Source organism: Stenotrophomonas sp. GD03877 (genome assembly GCF_029840555.1).
GTDB classification, from domain to species: Bacteria; Pseudomonadota; Gammaproteobacteria; order Xanthomonadales; family Xanthomonadaceae; genus Stenotrophomonas; species Stenotrophomonas geniculata.
Map to the genome: position 1 here is coordinate 34,417 of NZ_JAOCCT010000001.1, position 15,318 is coordinate 49,734.

A 15,318-nucleotide genomic window follows, 5' to 3' on the forward strand; every position below is an offset into this window, starting at 1 on the left:
GGGTGTTGGACGGGAACGCCGAAAGGATCCAGACGTGGCTACAGCTCCTGGCATTTCCTCGCGCCGTCCGTCCGGAGCGCTGCGGTGAAGGTCCTGTCGGTGTTCGGCACGCGACCGGAAGCGATCAAGATGGGGCCGCTGGTGCGTGCCCTGGGCGAGGCTGCGGATATCGAATCGGTGGTCTGCATCACCGGCCAGCACCGGGCAATGCTGGACCAGGTGATGTCGCTGTTCGAGATCACCGCCGACCATGACCTCGATGTCATGGTCCCCAACCAGACCCTCAATGGCTTGTGCGCGAAGCTGTTCGAGCGGCTTGACGCGCTGTACACGCAGGTCCGTCCGGACAGGGTGCTGGTGCACGGCGATACCACCACGGCGATGACCGCCGCGCTGGCCGCGTTCCACCACCGCATTCCGATCGGCCATGTCGAGGCCGGACTGCGCACCGGTGACATCAACCGGCCGTGGCCGGAGGAAATGAACCGGCGGGTGATCGATGTGGTCGGCCACCAGCTGTACGCGCCCACGCCCAGCTCGCGCGCCAACCTGGCCGGTGAACACCTGGGCGGGCAGATCCTGGTCACCGGCAACACCGTCATCGATGCCCTGCAGCAGACCGTGGAGCGCCTGGATGCCGCCCCGGCGCTGCGTGCGCGGGCTGACGAACCCTTCCATATGCTTGATCCCGATCGTCGCCTGCTGCTGGTCACTGGCCACCGCCGTGAGAGCTTCGGCCAGGGCTTCGAGGACATCTGCCGCGCGCTGGCCGAGCTGGCCCGGCGGCCGGACCTGCAGGTGCTGTACCCGGTGCATCTCAACCCGAACGTGCAGGGCCCGGTCAACGCCCACCTCGGCCATCTCGACAACGTGCACCTGGTGCCGCCGCAGGATTACCTGCGCTTCGTGCGCCTGATGCAGCGCGCCGACGTCATCCTCACCGACTCTGGGGGCGTGCAGGAAGAAGCGCCGGCGCTGGCCAAGCCCGTGCTGGTCATGCGCGACGTCACCGAACGCCCGGAGGCGGTCGAGGCCGGTGTGGTGACGCTGGTCGGCACCACGCCTTCGCGCATTGTCGAGGCGGTCAATGCGGCACTGGCACAACCACCGCACCCGACCCACTTCGATCCCGATGCCAGCCCTTACGGCGATGGCCGTGCCAGCGCGCGCATCGTCGCCGCGCTGCGTGGCACGCCCCTTCCCGAATTCTCGCCTGGCCTCCGCAGCGGCGGTGCCGCCCACTCCCATCCACGCGAAGTGACGCCATGACCCAGACCGGCCGCTCTCCCCTGCTTGCATCCGCCGCCGCGTTCGTCCTGTCGGGCGTGGTTGGCAGTGCCCATGCCGCCGACAGCGTCGCCGGCCAGTTCGCCGAATGGAGCGGCGACAGCACGGTCAACCGGCAGATGACCCTGCGCGAACTCGGTTTCCGCCAACCGCTGGTGCTCAGCGGGCAGGAGAGCCAGCGCGAGGTCTACCTGCCGGTGCCGGCTGGCGTTGCCACCCGCGATGCACAGCTGCAGCTCGATGGGCGCTATGTACGCGGGCACGCTGGGCGTACCTCGGGCTTGTGGTCGGTGGATGGCGATCCAATCGCCGCGCGCTCGATCACCGATGCCCAGGGCGATGCCAGCCAGCTGCTGGCCATCGATGGCGAACCCCGCCAGAACGGCTTCGTGCGGGTCGGCGTCGGCTGGTGGTCGATCGTGTCCGACTACCAATGTGCCGACCAGAGCGCGCCGGCCAACGTGCTGCGGCTGTCGCCGGACTCGCGTTTCAGCTACCGCTTCGACGGCCGCGCCGTGGATACCGTGGCCAAGGCGTGGGGCGCGCTGCCCCCGCAGGTGCGCCTGCTGGTGGATGGCAAGGCACTGCAGGCGCCCGCCTACGATGCGGCCTGGCGCATCGGTACCGCAATGCAGGCCGGTGGCAAGCAGGTGCAGGTGGTGGCGCTGCCCAAGGTTGGTGACCGTGTCGACCTGACCGGCATCAGCATCCCGGCCAGCCTGCAGGGCGTGCCGGCCTATGCCGCGCTGGCCGCGGGCGAGCGGGCATACGCGATCAAGGATCTGGCCGAAGTCGGTGCGCTGCTGTCGCTGCGGGACAGCGGGCCGTTGGCCGCCGATGTGATGATCGGCAGTGATGCGCTGCGGGCCGGCGTGCGCGCGGCGCTGGATGCGCTGGCCGCACAGGTTGCCACCACTGGCGCCGACGCGGGCACGGCGTTCGCCGCGTGGCGCGGTACCGACATGGGTGGCCTGGAAAAGCCCGCGACCAGCGCCTCGGTCAGCGTGGTGGCCGTTGCCGGCCGTCCGACGCTGGTGGTCGACCCGGCGGCGGCGGGCAAGGTCGCCGGGTTGTTCGCCGAACAGTGGCGCAGCTATGCGCTGGGCCGCAGCCTGCAGGTCAGCGCAGCGGGCACGCCGAAGCTGGACGGTGACCAGGTGCTGCTGAGCCGGCTCGGCAACATCGCCGGCACGATGGATGTCGTCACCCGCGCGGACCGCAGCGCCACCTTCGACCTCGGCGCGCTGTCGGCCGATGGGCGCCTGCCCGAAGAGGTGGTGATCGACGTCTCGGCGGCCCCCAACGCGGCCGGGCAGGGCGCGGTGGCCACCATCCATTTCAACGATTACCTGCTGGGGGGCAAGGTGTTGTCGGCCAACGGCCAGCCGCAGCGGCTGGTGGCCAAGGTGCCGGCCTATGCGCTGTCGGCGCGCAACGAGATCCGGGTCAGCTTCCTGCGCCAGCCGGCACGCCCCTATTGCCACGATCCGGCCACCGCCTATCCGGTATCGGTCCTGCCCAGCAGTCACCTGACCCTGGCCAAGCGTTCGCTGGGCAGTGATTTCGTCGGTGCCAGCAGCCAGCTGTCACGCGGCAACCAGGTGTTCGTGCCCGCCACGTGGCTGCAGGATGCGCCGGCATCGCTGCGCAAGGTGATCGCGGTGGCCAGTGCAATGGGCGCCTCGCCGGAGGCGTCGGCGCTGAAGGTGGTCGATGCCGGTGCGGCGGTCAGCCCGGGTACGCCGTGGCTGGCCTTCGGTGTGGCGCCGTCGGGTGTTGATGTGGCCGGCCTGAAGGACGGCCACCTGCTGATCGGCGGGAAGCCGCAGCCGCTGCTGGATGTCGGCGGCCTGGATCGCGCTGCGGTGGTGCAGGTCGGCACCTCCGGCGGCCAGCTCGGGGTGCTGTACAGCGACCTGGGCGCACAGGCACCGTCGTTCGGCGCACCGTTCCGGCTGCTGCGCGGTGATCTTGCGGTGCTCGACGGCACTGATGCCGTGCGCGAGTTCGATCGCCAGGATCCTTACGGAAGCCGCGTTGCCCAGGATGGCAATCCGCAATCGAAGTGGGAACGGCACATGGTCTGGTTGCTGCTGCTGGTCGGCGTGATCGTGTTCGCGCTGCTGGCCGCCCGCGTCACCCAGGTGCGCCGCCGCAAGTCCGCCAACACAGGGCACTGATCCACCGTGGACGGTCTGTTCTGGAACATCCAGCTGGCCAACTATTACGCCGCCCTGGAAACCACGGCGGCGGCGGTGGCCGTGCTGATCCTGATCTCCAGCCTCGATGACCTGTTCATCGATGTCTGGTACTGGGTGCGCGAGAGCTGGCGCGCGCTCACCATCAAGCGTCGCGGAGCGTACCGGCCGCTGACCCAGGAAGACCTGATGCAGCGGCCGCAACAGCCGCTGGCGATCATGGTGCCGGCGTGGATGGAATACGACGTCATCGCGCAGATGGTGGAGAACATGATCAACGTGCTCGACTACCGCGAGTACGTCGTGTTCGTCGGCACCTATCCCAACGACCAGCAGACCATCGACGAAGTGGAGCGCATGCGCCGCCGCTACAAGCGCCTGCGCCGCGTGGAGGTGCCGCACGACGGGCCGACCAGCAAGGCCGATTGCCTGAACTGGTTGATCCTGGCCATCTTCGATTACGAGAAGCGCCACGACATCGAATTCGCCGGGGTGATCCTGCACGACAGCGAGGACGTGCTGCACCCGATGGAACTGCGCTTCTACAACTACCTGCTGCCACGCAAGGACATGATCCAGTTGCCGGTGACCTCGCTGGACCGCGAGTGGTACGAACTGGTGGCCGGCGTCTACATGGACGAGTTCGCCGAATGGCACGCAAAGGATCTGGTGGTGCGCGAGAGCGTGTCCGGCATGGTGCCCTCCGCGGGCGTGGGTACCTGCTTCTCCCGGCGCGCGCTGCTGGCGCTGAGCGCGCAGACCGACAACCAGCCCTTCAATACCGACAGCCTCACCGAGGATTACGACGTCGGTGCGCGGCTGGCGGCGATGGGCATGCAGTCGATCTTCGCCCGCTTCCCGGTGCAGTTCCGCGTGCGCCGTCCGTCATGGTTCGGCTGGGGGCCGGTGTGCGAGCGTACCCAGCAGATGGCGCTGTGCGTGCGCGAGTACTTCCCCGACAACTTCCGTGCCTCGTACCGGCAGAAGGCGCGGTGGGTGCTGGGCATCGGCCTGCAGAGCTGGGAGTCGCTGGGCTGGCGTGGATCACTGGCCACCAAGTACCTGCTGGCGCGCGACCGCAAGGGCATCATCACCTCGTTCGTCAGCATCATCGCCTACATCATCTTCCTGCAGCTGCTGCTGTTCTGGCTGTTGAAGATGACCGGGCTGTGGACGATGCAGTTCCCCAGCGTGTTCCAGGCCGGTACCTGGCAGATGAATGTCGCGCTGCTGACCACCGCAGCGCTGGCGACCCGGGTCGTGCAGCGTTTCTACTTCGTCAACCGGCTGTACGGCTGGGAGCACGCGCTGATGTCGATCCCGCGCATGGTGGTCGGCAACATGATCAATTTCATGGCCACCGCCCGTGCCTGGAAGGTGTTCCTGGCCTACCTGCTGTTCGGCAAGCGCATGGTCTGGGACAAGACCATGCACGACTTCCCCGATGCGGCGCAGCTGGTGCAGACCCGCAAGCAACTGGGTGAGCTGTTGACCACCTGGCAGGCGGTGGAACCCGAGCGCCTGCAGCAGGCGCTGGACCAGCAGCAGGCAGGCCGCCAGCAGCCGCTGGGCCGCATCCTGCTCACCCAGGGCTGGCTGGATGACGAGACCCTGGCCGAGGCCATCGCGTTCCAGGGTGACCTGCCACGCGCGGTGATCGACGTGGATTACCTGCGTGCCTGCCAGTTCCCGGTCAGTGCCGATGCCTGCGTGCAATGGCGCATGCTGCCGCTGCCGCCGCGCCAGGAAGGCACCCTGCGACTGGCCGTGGCCAGTCCGCTGCCCGAGGACGCCGTGGCATTGCTGAAGCAGGAAACGCGCAGCGAGCACATCGAACAGAGCATTGCCCGCGAAAGCGAGATCAACGCGGGTCTGCGCCTGATCGGTGGCGAACGGCAGTGGCACCTGGACAACGTGCCATTGCTGGGCGACCTGCTGGTGGAAATGCGCCTGATCGATCACGCACGCTTCGAGATCGCACTGGACGACTACATGCCGCAGCGCGACGGTCGCATCGGCGACTACCTGGTCAAGCAGGGCATCACCACCGATGAGGCCGTGGCCCAGGCCATGCAGGAGCAGCGCCGGCGTGCGGCCACGCTGCAGTCGCCGCCGCCCGGAGCCTTGCCGGCATGAAGACCACGCTGCTGTCCACCGTCATTGCCGTGGCACTGGCCACGGCCGCCGCGCCGGTGATGGCGCAGGCCGAGGTGCCACTGCCGCTGTCCGGTGCGGCCTACCGCATCGCCGAGCAGGCGTTTGCTGCCTATGAACGTGGCGATTACCCCACGGCCTACCGGCAGTCCAGCGAAGCGATCCGGCTGCGCCCGGACGTGGTGCGGCTGCGCCTGCTGCAGATCTATGCGCTGCAGAAGCTTGGTCGTGGCGCAGAAGCGCAGCAGCAGGCGCGCCGTGCGCTGGACGCGGGGATGAAGGATCCGGCCTTGCCTGCGCTGGCCGCCGCGCCCAGGACGACCACAGGTGCAGCGCGTAGCACAGCGGTGCCGCGTGCACCCGCAACGGTGGCCGACCGTAACAACCGGCAGGCCTACATGCTGGCAACCGAAGCCTATGCGGCCTACGACGCCGGGCAGATGGGTGTCGCCGCCAGCAAGGCCGAACAGGCGTTCCGGCAGCAGCCGGAACAGGGCGCATGGGCCCTGCTGTGGGTGGCGGCGCTGGAGGCACAGCAACAGCCCGAACAGGCCGACGCCGCCATCGGCACCGCGCTGCAGTTGGGTGCACCGAATGTCGAAGCGCTGCGCGCGCGGCGCGTGACACTGGGCCGCCAACGCGCGCTGCTGCAGGCACAGCAGGCCTATCAATTGCTGTCCGCAGGCGAGGATGCCGCCGCCATTGAGCAGGCGCACGCCGCCGTGGAACTGGCACCCGACGTTGCTTCATACCGGTTGCTGCTGATCACCGCGCAGCTGCAGGGCGATCAGCTGGCCGACGCTGAGCACAGTGCTGATCAGGCATTGCAGGTGGACGCCAACGATCTCAATGCCCGGGTGATGCGTGGCTATCTGCGCCAGCGCCAGGGCAGTACGCTGCGGGCCAATGAGGATTTCGATGCCGCGCTCGCCACGCCGGGATCAACCGCGCAGCAGCGCAACGTGCGGCTGCTGGCGGTGGATGCGGCGCTGGCCGCAGGTGATCGGGTACGCGCAGCTGCACTGCTGGCACCGTTGCAGGCGGCGCTACCGGCAGTTGAAGGCGATGCACGGACACGGCAGCTGCTGCAGCAGGGCATCGAGCAGCGCAGCCGGGCGACCCGTGCCAGTCGCGAGCCTCCCCGCATCAGCGCCGAGGCCTACCCGCCACCGGTCCAGCACTGCCCGTCCGGTGACAGCGGCAACGTCTGCGAACTGGTGCCGGCCGATCTGCAGGGGGATGGCGGTGCCGCACAGCGTGCCTACGCTGCCTACGCGCGCCAGGATTACGCCGATGCCATCGGTGAGGCACGGCAGGCCGTGCAACTCGCACCGGACGACGCGAACCTGCAACGCCTGCTGACCACCACGCTGGCGGCGGGCAACCGTGCCCAGCAGGACGAAGCGCGGCAGCGCCTGGATACGGCACTGGCACAGCGTCCTGATGACGCGGGTGCACTGATGCAACGCGGCTACCTCAACCAGAAGGCCCACGAACCGGCGCGCGCACTGGCCGACTTCCGTGCCGCCGAGGCCACCGGAAAGGCACCGAAAAGCGTAGTGCTCGACCAGGCCTACGCCAGCGCAGCCATCGGCGACCATCCGCAGGCGGTGATGCTGCTGCGCAGCGCCATTGATCGCGCCGATGCCGGTGAGCTGCCACTGGATGCGCACCAGCGCTACAACGTACGCAATGCCATCGCCAATTACTCGCGCGAGTGGGGCGTGATCGCCTCGGCGGGTTTCCGTGGTGCTCGCCAGGCGGCGACCAATGTCGGCGGTGCGGCGATCAGTACGCCCGGCGATTCGGTGTTCAGCACGCTGGAGGCGTTCTGGCGGCCCCCGGCCTTCAACGACCAGCATGGCACGCTGGAACTCTACGCGCGCCTGCTCAACACGCTGTACGACGAGGGTGGCACTTACGAATCGATCCGCGCGGTGGACCCGTGCACCGGCGAATCAACGCCGGATGCGCGTGCACGCGCGGAGCGCCTCAGCCACTCGCGTTCCACTACCGGCTGGCCCTCCACAATCGCGTCCTTCGGCATGCGCTACGCGTTTGGCCAGAGCGGTCTGAGTGCTGGCATCGAGCGCCGACAGTTCCTCGGCAGTGCAACCCGCCAGGGCGAGGTCTACCCCGAGTCGGCAGCGGTGCAGTGCCGCCTGCAGCTGGCCCTGAACCGGCCACTGGAAGCCAGCACGCTGGCGCGCTACCGGCTGGCCAGTGGTTCCGGTGGCTGGATGTCCTACCTGACCTATGGCTACTACCATGGCACCGATCTGCGCACCGATGTGAACCAGTGGTGGATGGTCAGTGGCTACGCGCAGGGGGGATACACCTGGGACGACAACGGTGCCACCTTCACCCTCGACGCGCTTGATGCCAACGGCACGCCGGTGCGGCGCCTGGGTGAGGCCAATAGGCGCCTGCATCGCGAACAGTGGTTCGCTGCCGGTGAACTGCGCGCCGGGCGCAGTTTCCGCTTCGGTGCAGGGCAGACGCATTGGGTGGTCACACCCTATGTCGTGGTGGGTGCCGATTGGCTGGACCAGCGCTCGCGCGTGCGCGACATCCGTTATCCGCCCTTCCCGGCGCAGTCGTTCGCGCTCAACGATACGCAGCGCAGCTGGTCACTTGGCGCAGGGCCGGGCGTGGGCGTGCGTTACGGGTTCCGCGAGGACCACTACAACACGCCGCGTTCCTACCTGGACCTGACCGTGCAGTACCGCTTCGCGATCGGTGGCGGTGATACACAGCGGGCCAAGGGCCTGTTCGCTACCGCCATCCTCTACTATTGACGCAGGCCCCAGCGTCGCCGCAGCGCTGTGGCCTGCGGCGTGTCCTGGGTCAGCCATGGCTCCAGTGCATAGACCAGCACGTGCTGTGCGCCGCTGTCGCGTGCCCATGCCAACTGCCGCTGGATACGCGCGGCATCGGCGGTTTCGCCCTTGAATCCGCTGCCATCAGCGGCGCTGCCAGGCAGTTCGCGGAACAGTTCGACGATCGCATCGAAACCGATGCCGTGTGCATGGAAATGATCGAGCAACGGCTGGAGCTGCTGCACGTTGCCGGCACCGGCCACCCCCACGCCATCCTGCACCATCGGCCGTAGCGTGGCCTGTGCCAGCACCGCCTGCCACAGCGTGACCAGGTTGCCATCGGTCTGCAGGCGGCTGAAGTAACAGGAGATCGCACAGTCACCGCCGCGCGTGCTGGCGGCCTGCACCAGCCCGTGCAGCCACTGCGCCAGCCATTGCTGGCGGGCCGGATCGGCCCAGTGGTACTGCTCCAGTTCGTAGGGCAGGTACCAGCCCCCGAAGGCCGGCTGCTGCGCCCAGGGTGCCTGTGCCAACCAGCGGCGTGCGTACGCCAGGCTCTCGGCCAGGAAGGCCTTCAGCGTGGCGTCGTCCGCGGCGATGGCCTGCCACCAGCGTTGCTGGAAGGGCAGGCCGACGCGGATGCGGATGCCGTTCTCGCCGGCGGCGGTGAACAGCTGCTGCAGGCTGCCGTCGGGCAGTGACCAGTCGCCGTCGCTGCCACCGACGATGCCGGTCCATTGCAGCACCAGCTGACGGCAGCCCAGGGTATGCGCAAGCTTCAAGGATCGCTGCCAGTCGGCCAGGCCCCATTGCAGGTGGCTGCGCCACGGCTGCAGGAAGGTGCCATCGACCTGCACCGGCAGCGAGCAGCCGGGCAGGGTGGCGAGCGTAGCGGCCAACGGCGCCAGCACTGCCGCGCGCAGCAAGCGACGGCGCAACGGCGAAGAAGGATCCGCGGGAAGGTCGGGCCGAACCATGCCCGCATCATCCCAGAGCGCCGTGCGTGGCGGGTGAACCCCGCGTCCGGTAGTCCCGGTCGCGGGCCGAAGCGTGCTCTGGTAGCGCCGGCCGCTGGCCGGCATCGCCTACCGCTTATTCCAGCGCGTAGCGCAGGGTAAACAGCACCGCCACCAGCCACACCGCCGGATGCACTTCGCGCCAGCGCCCGGTACCGGCCTTCAGCGCGGCATAGGCAATGAAGCCGAACGCCAGGCCGTTGGCGATCGAGTAGGTGAACGGCATCGCCAGCGCACAGAGTGCGGCTGGCACCGATTCGGTCAGGTCGCTCCAGTCCACTTCCACCAGCTCACGCAGCATCAGGCCAGCCACGAACAGCAGTGCCGGCGCGGTGGCATAGCTGGGCACCATTGCCGCAAGCGGCGAGAACAGCAGCGCCGCCAGGAACAGCGCCGACACCACCAGCGCGGTCAGGCCGGTGCGGCCGCCCACCTGCACGCCCGAGGCGCTTTCGGCAAAGGCCGTGGTGCTGCTGGTGCCAAGCATCGAACCGGCCACGATCGCGGTGCTGTCGGCCAGCAGCGCACGGCCGAAACGCTTCTGCGCGCCCGGCAGCTTCAGCAGGCCGGCGCGACCGACCACGCCGTACAGCGTGCCGGTGGCATCGAACACTTCCACCAGCACGAACACCAGCACCACCTGCAGCAGCACTGCGATCGGTGCGCCGCCGTCATGGTGCAGCAGGCCCGGCAGGTCCAGCTGCAGGAAGGTGGGTGCGAGGCTCGGCGGCAGCGAGACCAGGCCCTGGTACTGCACGTCGCCCAACGCCCAGCCCGCGCCGGTCACCGCCAGGATGCCGATCAGGATCGCACCGCGGATGCGGCGTGCTTCCAGCACCGCGATCAGCAGGAAGCCGGCCAGTGCCAGCAGCGGCGGCGCCGTGTTCAACGGGCCCAGCGCCACCAGCGTGTCTTCATTGCCGACGATCACGCCGGACTTCTGCAGCGCGATGATCGCCAGGAACAGGCCGATGCCGGCCACGATCGCCGAGCGCAGCGACGAGGGGATGCCGGACACCAGCCATGCGCGCACGCCGGTCAGCGACAGCACCAGGAACACCAGGCCGGAGATGAACACCGCACCCAGCGCCTGCTGCCACGGCAGGCCAGCGGCACCGACCACGGTGAAGGCGAAGAACGCGTTCAGGCCCATGCCCGGTGCCATGCCCACGGGGAAGTTGGCGGCCAGCGCCATCACCGCCGAACCCAGCGCCGCAGCCAGGCAGGTGGCCACGAACACCGCGCCCGCGTCCATGCCGGTGGTGCCGAGGATCTCGGGGTTCACGAAGACGATGTAGGACATCGTCAGGAAGGTGGTGACACCGGCCAGCAGCTCGGTACGCACGGTGGTGCCGTGCTGCTGCAGCTGGAACAGGCGCTCGAACAGGGACATGGGGAATCTCGACCCGTTGGTGGTGGGTACCGACCGTTGGTCGGTACGCCTTGAAGCGTCACCACCAACGGTGGTGACCTACCGAAAGGAGAAAGGCCGCGCGAGCGCGGCCTTTCCGGTTGCCTTATTTCAGCGCCTTGAAGCGCAGGCGCTTCGGCGCAGCGTCGTCGCCCATGCGGCGGCGCTTGTCTTCTTCGTACTCGCGGTAGTTGCCCTGGAAGAACTCCACGTGCGAGTCGCCTTCGAACGCCAGGATGTGGGTCGCGATGCGATCCAGGAACCAGCGGTCATGCGAGATGACGAAGGTGTTGCCCGGGAACTCCAGCAGCGCATCTTCCAGCGCACGCAGGGTTTCGATGTCCAGGTCGTTGGACGGTTCGTCGAGCAGCAGCACGTTGCCACCCTGCAGCAGGGTCTTGGCCATGTGCAGGCGGCCACGCTCACCACCGGACAGCGAACCGACCATCTTCTGCTGGTCCTGGCCCTTGAAGTTGAAGCGGCCGATGTAGGCGCGCGACTGGATCTCGATGCCGTTGATGTTGAGGATGTCCAGGCCGCCGGCGATTTCCTGGAAGACGTTGTGGTTGCCTTCCAGCGCGTCGCGGCTCTGGTCCACGTAGGACAGCTTCACGGTCGGGCCGACCACGATCTCGCCGGTGTCCGGCTTTTCCTGGCCGGTGATCATCTTGAACAGGGTCGACTTACCGGCACCGTTCGGGCCGATGATGCCGACGATGGCGCCGGCCGGCACCAGGAAGCTCAGGTTGTCGAACAGCAGGCGGTCGCCGAACTTCTTGGAGACGTTCTTGAACTCCATCACCGCGTTGCCCAGGCGCTCGCCCGGCGGGATGAAGATTTCGTTGGTCTCGTTGCGCTTCTGGTAATCGACCGACTGCAGTTCTTCCAGGCGGGCCAGACGGGCCTTGCCCTTGGTGCGGCCACCCTTGGCGTTCTGGCGCGACCACTCCAGTTCCTTCTGGATCGCCTTCTGGCGGGCCTTTTCCTGGTTGTCTTCCTGCTTCAGGCGCTCGTCCTTCTGGGTCAGCCAGTCGGTGTAGTTGCCCTTCCACGGAATGCCGCGGCCGCGGTCCAGTTCCAGGATCCATTCGGCGGCGTTGTCCAGGAAGTAGCGATCGTGGGTGACCGCCACCACGGTGCCGGTGTAGCGCGCCAGGAACTGTTCCAGCCATTCCACCGACTCGGCGTCGAGGTGGTTGGTCGGTTCGTCGAGCAGCAGCATGTCCGGCTTCTGCAGCAGCAGGCGGCACAGGGCCACGCGGCGCTTTTCACCACCGGACAGCTTGCCGACCACGGCATCCCACGGCGGCAGGCGCAGCGCATCGGCGGCCACGTCCAGCTGGTTTTCCAGGGTGTGTGCGTCGCCAGCGGCCAGGATCGCCTCCAGGCGCTCCTGTTCCTTGGCCAGCGCGTCGAAGTCGGCGCCTTCCTCGGCGTAGGCGGCGTACACCGCTTCCAGCGCGGCCTGGGCCTGCAGCACTTCGCCCACGCCTTCCTCCACCGCTTCACGCACGGTCTTGGTCGGGTCCAGCTCCGGTTCCTGCGCCAGGTAGCCGACCTTGATGCCCGGCTGCGGGCGGGCTTCGCCCTCGAAATCGGTGTCCACGCCGGCCATGATCTTCAGCACGGTGGACTTGCCGGCGCCGTTCAGGCCCAGCAGGCCGATCTTCGCGCCCGGGAAGAAGGACAGCGAGATGTCCTTGATGATCTGCCGCTTGGGCGGGACCACCTTGGACACGCGGTTCATGGTGTAGATGTATTGCGAGGACATGCGGTCTCCGTAGGCGCGGCCCTGCGCCCGGTCCGTCACGGGAAGATCCCGTTGCGGCAGCGGGCACAGACTGAAATGGAATACCGCCAATTATAGCCGGAACCGGTTCCGGGCCGCGCCCGGGAAGGGGGCGCCGGGCTGGCCGCCGCCTGAATACTGCGTCACAGTCCTGCAACGGGAAGCGTTTCCAGCCGGAAACGGTTCAGATCGGTTGCGCAATATGGGCTCACCACCCACCCGAGCAGAGGTCTGACATGCGCATCAATCGAGTAATGGCCAGTGCCGTGGCCTCTGTGCTGGCGCTGGGCGCCGTGGCCCCGGCGTTCGCCGACAACGACCATCGCCGCAACCACGACCGCCGCGAATGGCGCGAGGATCGCCGTGAGTGGCGCCACGACCGCCGTGACTGGGAGCGCGACCGCCGCGAGGCCCGGCGCGACTACCGCCAGGATCGCCGCGAGTGGCACCGTGATCATGACCGCTACTACCGCCCGGCACCGCCGCGTGTGGTGTACCGCCCGGCCTATGGCCCGGGCTATGGCTGGAAGGTCGGCCATCGCTACCGCGACTATTACCGCGGCCCGATCTATGTGGTGAACGACTACCCGCGCTATCACCTGCGTCGCCCGCCCTACGGGCACCACTGGATCCGCGATGACCGCGGCAACATGCTGCTGGTTGCCATCGCCACCGGTGTGATCGCCCAGTACGTGCTCAGCAACCGCTGAGTCGGCGGTCATATCCGCGCATGGCGTGGATCTACCGGCACGGCGGGGCAGCGCAATCGAAACCATACGGGGCCGGATTCCTTCGGGGATGCCGGCCCCGTCCGTTTCGGCCCCAGCAGGTCGGTGCGGGGCTACAATCGGGGGCTGAGCCGTACCCCCTTTTCCCTGCCTGCTGGAGTACCCGATGTTCCCGCGTGACGTCCGCATCGAATCCTACGATCCCGAACTGGCCAAGGCCATCGCCGCTGAAACCCAGCGCCAGGAAGACCACGTCGAGCTGATCGCCAGCGAGAACTACACCAGCCCGGCGGTGATGGAAGCCCAGGGCAGCCAGCTGACCAACAAGTACGCCGAAGGCTACCCGGGCAAGCGCTACTACGGTGGCTGCGAATACGTGGACATCGCCGAGCAGCTGGCGATCGACCGCCTCAAGCAGCTGTTCGGCGCGGACTACGCCAACGTGCAGCCGCACAGCGGTTCGCAGGCCAACCAGGCCGTGTACTTCGCCCTGCTGCAGCCGGGTGACACCATCCTCGGCATGAGCCTGGCCCACGGCGGCCACCTCACCCACGGTGCCAAGGTGAATGCCTCGGGCAAGCTGTTCAACGCCGTGCAGTACGGCGTGAACGATCAGGGCCTGATCGATTACGACGAAGTCGAGCGCCTGGCCCTGGAGCACAAGCCGAAGATGGTCGTGGCCGGCTTCTCGGCCTACTCGCAGGTGATCGACTGGGCACGCTTCCGCGCCATCGCCGACAAGGTCGGTGCCTACCTGTTCGTCGACATGGCCCACGTTGCCGGCCTGGTCGCCGCAGGCGTGTACCCCAGCCCGCTGGAGCACGCCCACGTGGTCACCTCCACCACCCACAAGACCCTGCGCGGCCCGCGCGGCGGCATCATCGTCGCCAAGGGCGCCGACGAAGACCTGGTCAAGAAGCTGCAGTCGATCGTGTTCCCGGGCATCCAGGGTGGTCCGCTGATGCACGTCATCGCCGGCAAGGCCGTCGCCTTCAAGGAAGCGCTGGAACCGGGCTTCAAGGCCTACCAGCAGCAGGTGGTGAAGAACGCCCAGGCGATGGCCAACACGCTGATCGCGCGCGGCTACAAGATCGTCTCCGGTGGCACCCAGAACCACCTGATGCTGGTCGACATGATCGGCAAGGACGTGTCCGGCAAGGACGCGGAAGCGGCGCTGGGCAAGGCGCACATCACCGTCAACAAGAACTCGGTGCCGAACGACCCGCGTTCGCCGTTCGTGACCTCGGGCCTGCGCCTGGGTACCCCGGCGGTGACCACCCGTGGTTACGTTGAACAGGACTGCGTGGACCTGGCAAACTGGATCGCCGACGTGCTCGACGCGCCGAACGATGACGCCGTGATCGCCCGCGTGCGCGACGCCGTCAGCGCGCAGTGCCGCAAGTACCCGGTCTACGGCTGATCGGGGAGTGGGGTCGGATCCCTTCCCGCAGGGAAGGGCTCTGACCCCAGCATTGGAGTAACCGCGCATGGATGAGCGCCACCTCAAGTATCTGTACACCGCCCTGGCGGTGCTGCTTGGCCTGCCCAGCCTGGTGATGGGCGGCGCGGCAGCGACCATGCTGCTGCTGATGGGGCTGGGCCAGTTCGGTCACGGCACGCTGGCCTCGGTGACGGTGATGCCGCTGTGGGGCCTGGCCGGCATTGCCGGCTGCCTGGCCTGGTTGTGGCTCAGTGCGGGTTTTCTGATGCAGGGGCGTGCTGGGCTGCACGTGCACCGTCTCTGGTGGTGGATGCTGCTGGCGGGCGGTCTCGCCGCCTTGCCCCCGCTGGGGCTGGCGCTGTGGTGGGGCGTCACCGTGCACGCCGAAGGCATCACCCTGTTGCTGCTGGGCCCGTCGATGCTGGTGCCGGCTGCGATGCTGGTGTGGATCAAACGCTGCGCATGACGTGGCCCA

The 15,318-nt window shown here is 67.8% G+C and carries 10 protein-coding genes; 7 read left to right on the plus strand and 3 right to left on the minus strand.

Translation table 11 applies throughout. From position 1 onward, the window contains the following. The first annotated feature begins 84 nt into the window (after positions 1 to 84). Genes wecB through N5D20_RS00130 form a run of 4 tightly spaced genes read left to right on the plus strand, consistent with a single transcriptional unit; the run spans position 85 to position 8,437 of the window. Positions 85 to 1,269, plus strand: coding sequence for a UDP-N-acetylglucosamine 2-epimerase (non-hydrolyzing) (wecB, locus tag N5D20_RS00115; RefSeq protein ID WP_043397864.1), 1,185 nt, complete (start codon positions 85 to 87; stop codon positions 1,267 to 1,269). Continuing rightward, positions 1,266 to 3,467, plus strand: a complete 2,202-nt coding sequence (locus tag N5D20_RS00120; RefSeq protein ID WP_279914965.1) for a hypothetical protein — start codon at positions 1,266 to 1,268, stop codon at positions 3,465 to 3,467. Before wecB ends, N5D20_RS00120 begins: the two co-directional genes overlap by 4 nt. Positions 3,468 to 3,473: 6 nt before the next feature. After that, positions 3,474 to 5,621: a glycosyl transferase family protein gene (locus N5D20_RS00125; RefSeq protein WP_279914966.1), complete on the plus strand. Its 2,148-nt coding sequence runs from the start codon at positions 3,474 to 3,476 to the stop codon at positions 5,619 to 5,621. Continuing rightward, positions 5,618 to 8,437 carry a hypothetical protein gene (locus N5D20_RS00130; protein WP_279914967.1) on the plus strand — a complete coding sequence of 940 codons (2,820 nt, stop codon included), beginning with the start codon at positions 5,618 to 5,620 and terminating at the stop codon, positions 8,435 to 8,437. The genes N5D20_RS00125 and N5D20_RS00130 overlap by 4 nt, the downstream gene beginning before the upstream one ends. Here N5D20_RS00130 and N5D20_RS00135 read toward each other — a convergent pair. The 3 genes from N5D20_RS00135 to ettA form a co-directional block, all read right to left on the minus strand. Beyond that, positions 8,431 to 9,435, minus strand: a complete 1,005-nt coding sequence (locus tag N5D20_RS00135) for a DUF4434 domain-containing protein (protein WP_279914968.1) — start codon at positions 9,433 to 9,435, stop codon at positions 8,431 to 8,433. The two genes, N5D20_RS00130 and N5D20_RS00135, sit on opposite strands and share 7 nt — an antisense overlap. Positions 9,436 to 9,550: 115 nt before the next feature. Further along, entirely contained in the window at positions 9,551 to 10,867 is a 1,317-nt protein-coding gene (locus N5D20_RS00140; RefSeq protein ID WP_005408048.1) for an NCS2 family permease, read from the minus strand. A gap of 124 nt (positions 10,868 to 10,991) precedes the next feature. After that, positions 10,992 to 12,656 carry an energy-dependent translational throttle protein EttA gene (gene ettA, locus N5D20_RS00145; protein ID WP_010481992.1) on the minus strand — a complete coding sequence of 555 codons (1,665 nt, stop codon included), beginning with the start codon at positions 12,654 to 12,656 and terminating at the stop codon, positions 10,992 to 10,994. A gap of 254 nt (positions 12,657 to 12,910) precedes the next feature. On the opposite strand from ettA, the gene N5D20_RS00150 reads away from it, so the two are divergent. From N5D20_RS00150 to N5D20_RS00160, 3 genes are all read left to right on the plus strand, one after another. Further along, positions 12,911 to 13,384, plus strand: a complete 474-nt coding sequence (locus tag N5D20_RS00150) for an RcnB family protein (RefSeq protein WP_019338039.1) — start codon at positions 12,911 to 12,913, stop codon at positions 13,382 to 13,384. 184 nt (positions 13,385 to 13,568) lie between these two features. Beyond that, on the plus strand, positions 13,569 to 14,822 hold the full coding sequence (gene glyA, locus N5D20_RS00155) for a serine hydroxymethyltransferase (protein WP_010481990.1): 1,254 nt from the start codon (positions 13,569 to 13,571) through the stop codon (positions 14,820 to 14,822). A gap of 67 nt (positions 14,823 to 14,889) precedes the next feature. Continuing rightward, the gene (locus tag N5D20_RS00160; RefSeq protein ID WP_061478417.1) at positions 14,890 to 15,309 is read left to right on the plus strand and encodes a hypothetical protein; all 420 of its coding nucleotides are present in this window, start codon (positions 14,890 to 14,892) and stop codon (positions 15,307 to 15,309) included. Positions 15,310 to 15,318 lie beyond the last annotated feature (9 nt).

Coding starts and splice junctions, on each gene's coding strand:
- ettA (WP_010481992.1), bottom strand. CDS start 12,656: ATGTCCTCGCAATACATCTACACCATGAACCGCGTGTCCAAGGTGGTC.
- glyA (WP_010481990.1), top strand. CDS start 13,569: ATGTTCCCGCGTGACGTCCGCATCGAATCCTACGATCCCGAACTGGCC.
- N5D20_RS00120 (WP_279914965.1), top strand. CDS start 1,266: ATGACCCAGACCGGCCGCTCTCCCCTGCTTGCATCCGCCGCCGCGTTC.
- N5D20_RS00150 (WP_019338039.1), top strand. CDS start 12,911: ATGCGCATCAATCGAGTAATGGCCAGTGCCGTGGCCTCTGTGCTGGCG.
- N5D20_RS00140 (WP_005408048.1), bottom strand. CDS start 10,867: ATGTCCCTGTTCGAGCGCCTGTTCCAGCTGCAGCAGCACGGCACCACC.
- N5D20_RS00135 (WP_279914968.1), bottom strand. CDS start 9,435: ATGGTTCGGCCCGACCTTCCCGCGGATCCTTCTTCGCCGTTGCGCCGT.
- N5D20_RS00160 (WP_061478417.1), top strand. CDS start 14,890: ATGGATGAGCGCCACCTCAAGTATCTGTACACCGCCCTGGCGGTGCTG.
- N5D20_RS00130 (WP_279914967.1), top strand. CDS start 5,618: ATGAAGACCACGCTGCTGTCCACCGTCATTGCCGTGGCACTGGCCACG.